The following is a 9,704-nucleotide window of genomic DNA, read 5'->3' as shown; positions in this document are numbered from 1 at the left end:
CGTGCGACACGTGAGGGACGTCGGGCCCGGCCGCGGGCGTGGACGATGACCGCCCGCGTGGTGCTCGTGTGCGGGCCCGCGGGTGCGGGCAAGTCGACGCACGCACGGGCGCTGGAGCGGGCCGGGTACGTGCGGCTGTCGTTCGACGAGGCGGCGTGGGAGCAGGGTCTGCGTGAGCACCCGCTGCCCGCCGACGCGGCCGGGCAGGTGCACGCCGGTCTGCACGTGCGGCTGCGCACCCTGGTCGCCGCGGGCCGGGACGTCGTGGTGGACACGTCGTTCTGGTCGCGGGCGTCGCGGGACGCCTACCGGGCCGTCCTCGCGCCGCTCGGGGTCGTGCCGGTGACGCACCTGCTGGCGACGCCCCCCGACGTGGTGCTGCGCCGGCTCGCCGGACGCACCGGGTCCGGCCCCCACGACGTCGTCGTCCCGCCGGCGCTCGCGCGGGCGTACCTCGACGGCTTCGAGGTGCCCACCGAGGACGAGGGACCGCTGGTGGTCGTCGCAGGCGGGGCGTGACGGTCGTCAGGCGTCGAGGACGCCCAGCGCGGCGGCGACCGCGGTCCGGTCGCCCGTGAGGGTGCCGGCGGCCAGCAGCCGCGGGAGCGGCACGGCACCGGCCGCGGCGCCCAGGAGGAGCGGGCCCGGGGCGCGGAGCGTGGCGTCGGCGGCCCGGCCGTCGGGTGCGGTCCCGCCGGTGACGACCACGCCGTCCGGGCCGGCGCTCACCGTGCCCTGCCACCCGTCGGCGTCGAGGGCCAGCGTGACGGGCCCGGCCGTGCGCACGTCGTGCAGCAGCGCGTCCAGGGCGACCGCCAGCCACTGCGGCTGGAAGGCGTCGTCGGCGGCCGGGCCGCCCGACATGGTGCGGGTGCTCCAGCGCACGAGCTCGCGCACGACGCCGCGCAGCTCCTCGCCCCAGGGGGTCAGGGCGTAGACCGTGCCGCGGTCGGCGAGGCGTCGCTCGACCACCCCGGCGTCCTGCAGCGCGGTCAGGCGGCGGCTGAGCAGGTTGGGGGCGATGCCCGGCAGGCCGGCCCGCAGGTCGGTGAACCGCCGCGGGGCCACGAGCAGCTCGCGCACCAGCAGCAGGGTCCACCGCTCGCCGACGACGTCGAGGGCCCGGGCGACGCCGCAGAACTGGCCGTACGTGGACACGCGCACCCCTCGGTGGTTGACTTTCTGTACCACGGTAGAGGCTATCAACCGGAGGGGCCGTGACCGACCCGCGCTGGCTGGACCGCACCACCTACCCCTGGACGACCCGGACCGTCGAGGTCGACGACGCCGTCGTGCACCTCGTCGACGAGGGCACCGGGCCGCCCCTGCTCCTGCTGCACGGCAACCCCACCTGGTCGTACGAGTGGCGTGACGTCGTCGGCCGCCTGCGCGCGGACTTCCGCTGCATCGCCCCCGACCTGCCCGGCCTCGGGCTCAGCACGGCCGGCCCCGGGTTCGGCGGGTCGCCCGCCGAGCACGCCCGCGTCGTGGCCGACGTCGTCGCCGCCCTCGGCCTGGACGCCTGGACGCTCGTCGCCCACGACTGGGGCGTCCCGATCGGCCTCGCCGCCGCCCGTCGCGATCCCGGCCGCCTGGCGGGGCTCGTCGTCGCCAACAGCTGGGCCTGGCCCGTCGACGACGACCCGCACTTCACGACGTTCTCCCGCGCGATGGGCGGACCGGTCGGCCGGCTCGGTGCGCGCCACGCGCACCTCGTGGTCCGCGCGATGCTGCCGCTCGGGCACCGCCGGCGCCGGCTCACGCGCGCCGAGATGCACCACTACCGCGCACCGCTCGACACCCCCGGCAGGCGTGAGGCGACCTCCCGGTTCGCCGCCGAGATCGTCCGCGCCACGCCGTTCCTCGCGGACGTCGCCCGGACGCTGCCCGCGCTCGCCGACGTGCCCGCGCTGCTGCTCTGGGCGGACCGCGACATCGCCTTCCGCGAGACCGAGCTCGACCGCTGGCGGGCCGAGCTGCCCCACGCCGACCTGGTCCGGCTGCCCGGCGCGGGCCACTTCGTGCCGTCCGACGCCCCTGCCGACGTGGCCGACGCCGTCCGCGCCTGGCACCCGGCCGGTCGGTCGTCCCTGCACGGGCCGTCCTCGTGAGCGCCCCGCCCGTCGACGCCGCTGCCCTCGCGGCGTTCGAGGAGGTGCTGGCCGAGCTCGCGCCCGCCGGCGCCCGGCGTGCGCAGATGATGGGGCGGCCGATGCTCGCGCTCGACCGGCGGATGTTCGCGTGCCTCGAGGGCGACCGCCTGGGCGTGCGCCTGGGCGCGGGCACGGCCGAGCACGCCGCGGCACTCGCGCTGCCCGGCGCCGACCTGTTCAGCCCCGGTGCCCGTGGGCGGTCCTTCCGCGGCTGGGTCGAGGTCCCCGTCGAGCACGCCGACCGCTGGCCCGACCTCGCCGCCGCCGCGCTCGCGCACCTGCGGGGCGTGCCGCCGCGGTGAGGCGCGGGCCGGTCACCGTGCTGCGGCCGCCGGGACCTCGTAGACGATCTCCAGGCCGTCCTCGTCGTCCCACTGCTCGCCGACCCGCACGAAGCCGTGGCCGAGCGCGAGCGCCGTCGACGCCGCGTTGTCCGGGCTGATCGACACGCGCACGGTCCGCACCCCGGGCTCGGACGCGGCACGTCGCAGCAGGGCGACCAGCGCGGCCCGTGCGTAGCCCTGCCGCCGGTGCTCCGGCTCGACCGCGTACCCGATCTCGACCATCCCGTCGTCGTCGGGCGGGCCGTGGAAGCCGGCCCGGCCCACCGCCAGGCCGCGGTCCTCGTCCCAGACGACGCCGGTGACCCAGCCCGCCGCGCCCGGGTCCTCGTCGACCTGGGCCGCCCGCCGCCGCCACACGCCCCGCCAGTCCGGCCCGGCGAACGACGCCGGCAGCGGCACGGGGGACGCCGCGTCGACCGCGAGGACGTCGCCCGCGGCCAGCGCCCGGAACGTCGGCCTGTCGAGGTGGACGATGCGGACGCGCGGTGCGGCAGGGTGCGCCGGTGCGGCCTCGTCGGTGCTCATGCGCGTGATCGTGGCAGCGTGCGCGCAGCCCCGGCCATCTGATTCGGCACGACGGGCCGCCCACGGTGGGAGCGAGGCTCGTCGGGCCGGTGTGGGCGGTGTGCGCGAGCCTGTCCGGGAGACGTGGCGGGTGCCGCGTGCGGCGAGGCACGAGGGGGAGCGATGGTGACGTTCGACGGCACGGACGACCTGACGGCGGCGCAGTTCGTCGACGCGGACCTGACCGGTGCGCGGTTCGTGCGCGCGCGGCTCGCGGGCGTGGTGATGCGCGGCGTCGACCTGCCCGGCGCGGACATCGACGCGCCGTGGCTGACCGACGACCGCCTGCTGGTCAACGGCGTCGACGTCGCCCCCTACGTCGAGGCCGAGCTGGACCGACGGTTCCCGGGGCGCGCGCAGCGGCGCGCCGAGGACCCGGACGGGCTGCGCGCCGCCTGGGCCGCGGTCGAGCGCACCTGGGAGGCCACCCTCGCGCGCGCCGCGACGCTGCCGGCGGGCGCGGTGGACGTGCAGGTCGACGGCGAGTGGTCGTTCGCCCAGACCCTGCGGCACCTGGTCTTCGCCACCGACACGTGGCTGCGCCGGGCGGTCCTGCAGATCGACGGCCCGCCGCACCCGTTGGGGCAGCCGAACGTCGAGTACGCGACCGACGGTCACGACACGTCCGTCTTCACGCCCGGGACCCCGCCGTACGCGGACGTGCTGGCCGCGCGCGCCGACCGGGTCGCCCAGGTGCGGGACTTCCTCGCCGACGTCACCCCCGAGCAGCTCGAGCAGGTGCGCACCAACCCGTGGGCCCCGGACCGGACCGAGTCGGTGCGGCAGTGCGTGCACGTGATCCTCGAGGAGGAGTGGGAGCACCACCGGTACGCCGTCCGCGACCTCGCCCGGCTCGCCCCGGGCTGACGCTACGGTGGCGCGCATGGCCGTCTCCGACGTCGAGCCGCGGGTCGACTCCGCCGACCCTGCCGTCCAGATGGTCGCGTACCTCGACTACTACCGCGCCGCCGCCGCCCGCAAGGTCCTCGGCCTGGCGCCCCACCAGCAGCGCACGTCGCTGCTGCCGTCCGGGTGGACGCCGCTGGAGCTCCTCAGCCACCTGGTGCACATGGAGCAGCGCTGGTTCGCGTGGGGCTTCCACGCCGAGCAGGTCGACCAGCCGTGGGGCGACAAGGCCGGCGGCACCGACGCCGGGCGGTGGCACGTGCCCGACGACGTGACCGCCGCCGACCTGGCCGAGCGCCTGCACGCCGGCGGCGAACGCACGACGCAGATCCTCACCACCGTGCCGTGGAGCACCCGGGGAACCGTCGGAGGGCGCTTCACCGCCGAGCCGACGCCGACGCTCGCGTGGATCGCGTTCCACGTGCTGCAGGAGTACGCCCGGCACGTCGGCCACCTCGACGTCACCCGCGAGCTCGCCGACGGCACGACGGGCGAGTAGCCACCGGGCTGTGCGGGGCTGAAGGCTGTGCGGCTCAGTCCGTGGCCGCCCGGCGGGCCTCGGCGCGTCGGCTGCGCCACGTGTCGACGAGGATCGCGACGGCGCCGAGCGCGGGGCCCGCGGCCGTCCAGCCGCTGCCGATCCACAGCGCCGTCACGGCGAGCCCGACGAAGACGACGAGCACCAGCATCCGTTCAGGCGTCATCTGCTGCCGTCCTCTCTGGGCCCCGCGGGCCCGAGCAGGCCCGCTGTGCGTGACGGGCCGCCGGACGCGGTCCCCAGGTATGCCTACCGCACCCGGTGGCCGCACGCCTGGGACGTGCGGGTGCGACAACGCGCGTCCCGGGTGCTCTCACCTGGTCGCCAACGAGAACGCGCTCGCGACGAGCGCCTCCGGGGCGTCGTCGAGCCCGAGCTTGGCCAGCCCGCCCTGGCCGCCGAGCACGGCGAGCCCGTGCAGGGTCGCCCAGAGCGTGCGGGCGAGGACGCGCGGGTCCGTGGCCGGGGGCAGCACGTCGGCGGCCTGTGCCGCGAGGATGGCCTGGACGAGCGGGTCGAACGTCGGCCGGCCGGCCTCCGTCACGGCGTCGCCGCGGTTCGCGAACATCACGGTGAAGACGGCCCGGTGCTCCGCGGCGAACCGCAGGTAGGCGACGCCCAGCGCGTCGAGCCGGGCGCGCGGGTCGTCGGTCGAGCGTGCGGCGCGGTCGAGCGCGGCGCCGAACTCCTCGTAGCCCTCGACGCAGAGGGCGTCGATCAGGGCGTCGCGGTCGGCGAAGTGCCGGTAGGGCGCTGCGGTGCTCACTCCGAGGTGCCGCGCCAGGGCGCTGAGGCTGAACCCGTCGAGGCCGCGCTCGGCCAGCATCTCGCGTGCGCCGGTCAGGAGCGCGTCGCGCAGGGCGCCGTGGTGGTAGGCCGCACGCCGACCCGGGGATCGAGGACTGGACGGCATGTTGACGACCCTAACATCGGGCCATATGTTGACACCGCTCACAATGTAAACGGCTCTCGCATCAAAGGGGTCCCATGACCACGCCGCACGCCGCTCCGCAGGTCCCTGCCCACCGCCGGGTCGGCCTCGCGGTGGTCGGCGTCCTCGCGCTGGCGATCGCCCTCGTCTCGCTCGCCACCTACGGCGCCGCCAGCCTCGACCAGCTCGCCGAGGACGGTGGCGGGCTGGGCGGGGGCTACGCGGACGCCCACCCGTTCTTCCAGGGCGCCCTCTACGTGCACATCATCACCGCGTCGCTCGCCCTGCTCCTCGGCCCCGTGCAGTTCTCGCACACCCTGCGGCGCCGCGCGACGGCCCTGCACCGCGCCACCGGCCGCGTGTACCTCGGTGCGGTCGCGCTCGGCGGGCTCTCCGGCCTGGCGATCCTGCCCGTCAACACCGCGGGCCTCGTCGGGGTGTTCGGCTTCGGGGCGCTCGCGGTGCTGTGGGTCGTGACCGGGGCCCGAGCCCTCGCATCCGTCCGCACGGGCGACCTCGCCGGGCACCAGGCGTGGATGCTGCGCAACTACGCGCTGACCTTCGCCGCGGTGACGCTGCGCCTGTGGCTCGGGGTGCTGGTGGGTGCGCAGGTGGTGGTCGGCGGGCCCGGGCTCGACCAGGACGCGGCGTTCGCCAACGCCTACGCCGCGGTGCCGTTCCTGTGCTGGCTGCCCAACCTCGTCGTCGCCGAACGCCTCGTCCGCCGCCGCGGGCTGCCCTCCTACGCGCTGCCTGCGACACCCCCGCCGAGCAGCAGCCCCATCGGATGACCACTTCTCTTGCGTGAGCGCAAACAGAAGTGTCCTGCCTCGCAGGGCCTGCGAGCCGGGCGAGACCACGCGTCACACGAGCCGGAGGAGGCCTGCATCGGTCGGTCTCAGGCCGCATGCGCCCTCGTAGAAGTCGGCCAGGTGCGGCTCGTAGTCGGCGTGCAACCAGTGGCAGCCCGCTCGCCGCGCCTCGTCGGCGGCCGCGCCGACCAGCGCACGACCGACGCCCCGACCCCGCACGGCGGCCGCGACGCACGTGTCCAGGAGGATCGCGTGGACGCCGCCGTCGCCGACCACGTTGACGAACCCGACGAGCCGGTCGTCGAGCCGGGCCGTGACCCACGTCAGGCTGCGGTCGGCGAGCCGCTGGCGCCAGGGCGCGCCCGCGGGCGGCTGGTCGAACGCCGCCGAGTGCAGCAGGTCGAGCTCGCGGTCCGTGAGATCGCCCCGGACGTGCAGCGTGATCGAGTCGTCCACAGCCCCATGGTGCAGCGACAGCGGGTCCACCGGCTCACCCGTCGGTGGACAGGCGGGAGAGGACCAGGGAGTCGCGGCGGGCCCCGCGCACGAGGCGGTCCCCGCGCAGGAGCCCCTCGCGCACCAGGCCGGCCTTCTCCAGGACCCGGACCGATGCGGCGTTCGCGGGCGCGCAGGTCGCGGCGACCCGTGCCAGGCCCAGCTCGTCGAAGCCGATCCGCAGCAGCGCGCGGGCGACGAGCGTGGCGTAGCCGCGGCCCCAGTGGTCGCGGTGCAGCACGTAGCCCATCTCGCCGCAGCCGTCCGCCGCGCTCGTCGTCCACACCGACGCCGAGCCGATCACGCGGTCGGCGCGGACGACGGCGTGCAGGACCGTCCCGGGAACGGGTCGGCACGCCTGCGCCACGAAGTCTCGGGTGTCCTCGGGCGTGTTCGGCCCCCAGGTGGTGTGCGCGCAGACCAGCGGGTCCGACGCGAAGGCGTGCACGTCGGCGACGTCCTCCGGGGTGAACCGCGCGAGCTGCACGGGCCCGAGGTCCTCGACGACGTCCCGCGGTGCGGCCGGGGCAGGCGCCACTAGGCGAGCCCGGCGAAGGCGGGGTCCGACTGCGCGAAACCCCCGACCCAGCCCGGCGGGACGGTGGCAGCAGGATCGACGGGCATGGCGGTGCTCCTCACGGTCGACATCTCCCCGGTGGCGACGTGTGCGACCGACGCTAGCCCCCCGCGCGGGGCCGGTCCACGGGTCGCGAAGCACGGTTCGTCCGGCGGCCGGGGCCGGGCGCCTAGGCTCGGCCGTCCTGCACCGTCGTCCGCGTGCCGGCGACCACCCCGAGGAGCGCCCTGGTGACCACGTCCCGCTCGATCGTGCTGTTCGTCGCCGCCGCCCTGCTGGAGATCGGCGGGGCCTGGCTCGTGTGGCAGGGCGTGCGCGAGCACAAGGGCTGGCTCTGGATCGGCGCGGGGGTGCTCGCGCTCGGCGCCTACGGCTTCGTCGCGACGCTCCAGCCCGACGCCAGCTTCGGCCGCATCCTCGCCGCGTACGGCGGGGTGTTCGTGGCCGGGTCGCTGCTGTGGGGGATGGTCGTCGACGGTTTCCGACCCGACCGGTGGGACGTCACGGGCGCGCTGATCTGCCTGGTGGGCGTCGCCGTCATCATGTACGCCCCGCGGCCCGGCGCCTGACGCTCAGCGCCAGGGCAGGCGCCACCGGCGGCGGGCGGTCAGGTGCGCGCGGACCTCCGGGACGTCGACGAGCACGGAGTCGCTGCACGCCCACACGGTCGGCAGCAGCGGGTGGGTCAGCCCCAGCGCCCTCGCCACCGGCGTGCCGACGAGCGTGTCGTCGGCGCTCGGCGGTGCGGCGTCGACGAGGGTCGAGCCGATCGTGCCGTCGTGGACGGGTCCCGTGCGGGTCGAGAACCTCAGCCGGTGCGACGGGTCGGCCTCGTCGTCCCACGGGCCGAGCACGAGGTCGAGGAAGACCTCGCGGACCCGACCGTGCGTGTACAGGTACGCGAGGAGCACGCCCTCTGACACCGTCCCATCCCAGCACACCGTGGGCCGGCGTCCGGTGTGGGCGCGTCCTGGCACCCTGCGGGGCATGGGTGTCCTCTTCGACTACTTCGCGGCCGGTTCGGACGATGCGGCGGCCGCCGTCCTCGACCGGGTCGGCGGTCCCGGCTCGCGTGACGTCCTGGTCGTCGACGCGGACGCGCAGCCAGGTCCAGGCGGGCGTGCGCCGCTGCCGACCTTCGTGACCGACGAGTCGCTCCCCGTCTACGACACCGTCGAGCTGAAGGGCATCGACCCCGTCGTCATGCTGGGGACGGTGGGGTCCCTGCTGGCCGGCGTGACGTTCGACGACCTCCTCGAGGACGCACGTCACGGCGAGGTGCTCGCCGAGCGCGACGAGGGGGCGCTGATGGTGTGGACCGTCAGCGACATCCTGGCGGCGGCGCTCGCCGACGCCGACCCGGCCACGCTGGCACGTGCAGCGGTGCCGTGGTCGCAGACGGACGAGCTCCGCGGGTGGTCCACCCCGGCCGACCTCACGCAGGTGCTGGAGCTCCTGGCCGGGCTCGCCCGCCGCGCCCGGGACGGCGGGCTCCGGCTCTACTGCTGGATCTGCGTGTAGGCGGGACGAGCGGCGTCGGGGTCGGTCAGCGGCGGCGGGCGGTCAGGGTGGTCGCGATCGGGGACACCAGGGCGACCGCGGCGGCGACGAACGCGGAGGCGGCGACGGTCTGGTCGACCACCGGGCCCTCGGTGCGGCCGATGCCGATCCACGTCAGTCCCCAGGACATCGCCAGGCCCACGGGCACGACGAGGGTGGGCCGGCGGCGGCCGAAGACGGCGTAGGCCACGGAGAGGGTCGCCGCGGCGGCCAGGACGACGACGGACCACGTGGTGGCGCCCAGGCCGAGCTCGCCGACGCCGGCGACGGCGAGGAACGCGGTGATGTTCGCGATCGTCGCGACGCTGACCCAGCCCAGGTACAGGCCGACGGTCACGTCGGTGACGGCGGAGGTCGCGGTGCCGGTGTGCGCGAGGCGGACGAGCCGCACGTAGACCGTCGCCAGCACGACCAGCAGGGCGAGGATCACCAGCACGCTGCCGCCGACCGACCCGGCCTGCACGACCGCGATCCACACGGCGTTGAGCAGCATCGACGCCAGCACCCACCACGAGACCGCCCGCAGCCGCGGGTCGGAGCCCTGGCGGGGCAGGGCCTGGACGACCGCGAAGACGGCGAGCGCGGTGTAGATGACCGACCAGATCGAGAACGCCGGGGTGTCCGGCGCGATCGGCGTCGCGGTCGCCGACAGGGCGCCACCTGCGGCCTCGGCGATCGGCTGGCCGCCGAACGCGCCGGCGCCGATCGCGGCGCCGACGATCGCGACGACCGCGCCGACGAGGACCGTGACCTGGCGGACACGGTCGCGTGAGGTGGTGGTGCCGACGGGTGCGGCGGTCGTGGTCTCCATGACCCCAGCGTGC

General features: G+C 76.0%; 16 protein-coding genes. 8 read left to right on the top strand and 8 right to left on the bottom strand.

Annotated features, from left to right (window positions below):
• Positions 1-45: 45 nt before the first annotated feature.
• A complete protein-coding gene (locus BKA21_RS09140) occupies positions 46-519 on the top strand; it encodes a P-loop nucleotide/nucleoside kinase family protein (RefSeq protein ID WP_140457926.1) in 474 nt (157 codons plus the stop codon).
• Positions 520-525: 6 nt separating this feature from the next.
• On the opposite strand, the gene BKA21_RS09135 is transcribed toward BKA21_RS09140, so the two are convergent.
• Positions 526-1,158, bottom strand: a complete 633-nt coding sequence (locus tag BKA21_RS09135) for a winged helix-turn-helix transcriptional regulator (protein ID WP_140457925.1) — start codon at positions 1,156-1,158, stop codon at positions 526-528.
• Positions 1,159-1,217: 59 nt separating this feature from the next.
• Here BKA21_RS09135 and BKA21_RS09130 point away from each other — a divergent pair, with 59 nt between their 5' ends.
• Positions 1,218-2,111 (top strand): alpha/beta fold hydrolase, encoded by an 894-nt coding sequence (locus BKA21_RS09130; RefSeq protein ID WP_140457924.1) that lies wholly within the window; start codon positions 1,218-1,220, stop codon positions 2,109-2,111.
• Positions 2,108-2,455, top strand: a complete 348-nt coding sequence (locus BKA21_RS09125; RefSeq protein WP_140457923.1) for a TfoX/Sxy family protein — start codon at positions 2,108-2,110, stop codon at positions 2,453-2,455. Before BKA21_RS09130 ends, BKA21_RS09125 begins: the two co-directional genes overlap by 4 nt.
• 12 nt (positions 2,456-2,467) lie before the next feature.
• On the opposite strand, the gene BKA21_RS09120 is transcribed toward BKA21_RS09125, so the two are convergent.
• Positions 2,468-3,022 carry a GNAT family N-acetyltransferase gene (locus BKA21_RS09120; RefSeq protein WP_140457922.1) on the bottom strand — a complete coding sequence of 185 codons (555 nt, stop codon included), beginning with the start codon at positions 3,020-3,022 and terminating at the stop codon, positions 2,468-2,470.
• A gap of 162 nt (positions 3,023-3,184) precedes the next feature.
• Between BKA21_RS09120 and BKA21_RS09115 the strand changes: the two genes are divergently transcribed.
• Complete coding sequence (locus BKA21_RS09115; protein ID WP_140457921.1) at positions 3,185-3,928, top strand: DinB family protein; 744 nt, start codon at positions 3,185-3,187, stop codon at positions 3,926-3,928.
• 16 nt (positions 3,929-3,944) lie between these two features.
• Positions 3,945-4,466, top strand: coding sequence for a mycothiol transferase (locus BKA21_RS09110; protein ID WP_140457920.1), 522 nt, complete (start codon positions 3,945-3,947; stop codon positions 4,464-4,466).
• Positions 4,467-4,500: 34 nt separating this feature from the next.
• Here BKA21_RS09110 and BKA21_RS09105 read toward each other — a convergent pair whose 3' ends face one another.
• Positions 4,501-4,671: a hypothetical protein gene (locus tag BKA21_RS09105; protein WP_170208928.1), complete on the bottom strand. Its 171-nt coding sequence runs from the start codon at positions 4,669-4,671 to the stop codon at positions 4,501-4,503.
• Between the two features lie 147 nt (positions 4,672-4,818).
• The gene (locus BKA21_RS09100) at positions 4,819-5,418 is read right to left on the bottom strand and encodes a TetR/AcrR family transcriptional regulator (protein ID WP_140457919.1); all 600 of its coding nucleotides are present in this window, start codon (positions 5,416-5,418) and stop codon (positions 4,819-4,821) included.
• Between the two features lie 74 nt (positions 5,419-5,492).
• On the opposite strand from BKA21_RS09100, the gene BKA21_RS09095 reads away from it, so the two are divergent.
• Positions 5,493-6,227: a DUF2306 domain-containing protein gene (locus tag BKA21_RS09095; RefSeq protein WP_140457918.1), complete on the top strand. Its 735-nt coding sequence runs from the start codon at positions 5,493-5,495 to the stop codon at positions 6,225-6,227.
• Between the two features lie 72 nt (positions 6,228-6,299).
• On the opposite strand, the gene BKA21_RS09090 is transcribed toward BKA21_RS09095, so the two are convergent.
• Positions 6,300-6,704: a GNAT family N-acetyltransferase gene (locus tag BKA21_RS09090; RefSeq protein ID WP_239073033.1), complete on the bottom strand. Its 405-nt coding sequence runs from the start codon at positions 6,702-6,704 to the stop codon at positions 6,300-6,302.
• Positions 6,705-6,738: 34 nt separating this feature from the next.
• On the bottom strand, positions 6,739-7,281 hold the full coding sequence (locus BKA21_RS09085) for a GNAT family N-acetyltransferase (protein WP_170208927.1): 543 nt from the start codon (positions 7,279-7,281) through the stop codon (positions 6,739-6,741).
• A gap of 269 nt (positions 7,282-7,550) precedes the next feature.
• Between BKA21_RS09085 and BKA21_RS09080 the strand changes: the two genes are divergently transcribed.
• Entirely contained in the window at positions 7,551-7,889 is a 339-nt protein-coding gene (locus tag BKA21_RS09080; protein ID WP_140457917.1) for a YnfA family protein, read from the top strand.
• 3 nt (positions 7,890-7,892) lie between these two features.
• Here the strand turns inward: BKA21_RS09080 and BKA21_RS09075 are convergent, their stop codons facing one another.
• On the bottom strand, positions 7,893-8,243 hold the full coding sequence (locus tag BKA21_RS09075; protein WP_140457916.1) for a hypothetical protein: 351 nt from the start codon (positions 8,241-8,243) through the stop codon (positions 7,893-7,895).
• Positions 8,244-8,307: 64 nt separating this feature from the next.
• Between BKA21_RS09075 and BKA21_RS09070 the strand changes: the two genes are divergently transcribed.
• Positions 8,308-8,841, top strand: coding sequence for a hypothetical protein (locus BKA21_RS09070; RefSeq protein WP_140457915.1), 534 nt, complete (start codon positions 8,308-8,310; stop codon positions 8,839-8,841).
• A 25-nt stretch (positions 8,842-8,866) separates the two neighbouring features.
• On the opposite strand, the gene BKA21_RS09065 is transcribed toward BKA21_RS09070, so the two are convergent.
• Entirely contained in the window at positions 8,867-9,691 is an 825-nt protein-coding gene (locus BKA21_RS09065; RefSeq protein WP_140457914.1) for a TspO-related membrane protein, read from the bottom strand.
• Positions 9,692-9,704: the final 13 nt, after the last annotated feature.

It is taken from the genome of Cellulomonas oligotrophica, from assembly GCF_013409875.1.
Classification (GTDB): Bacteria; Actinomycetota; Actinomycetes; order Actinomycetales; family Cellulomonadaceae; genus Cellulomonas; species Cellulomonas oligotrophica.
The sequence above is the reverse complement of the archived record's forward strand: the minus strand, read 5'-3'. Positions and strand labels throughout refer to the sequence as shown.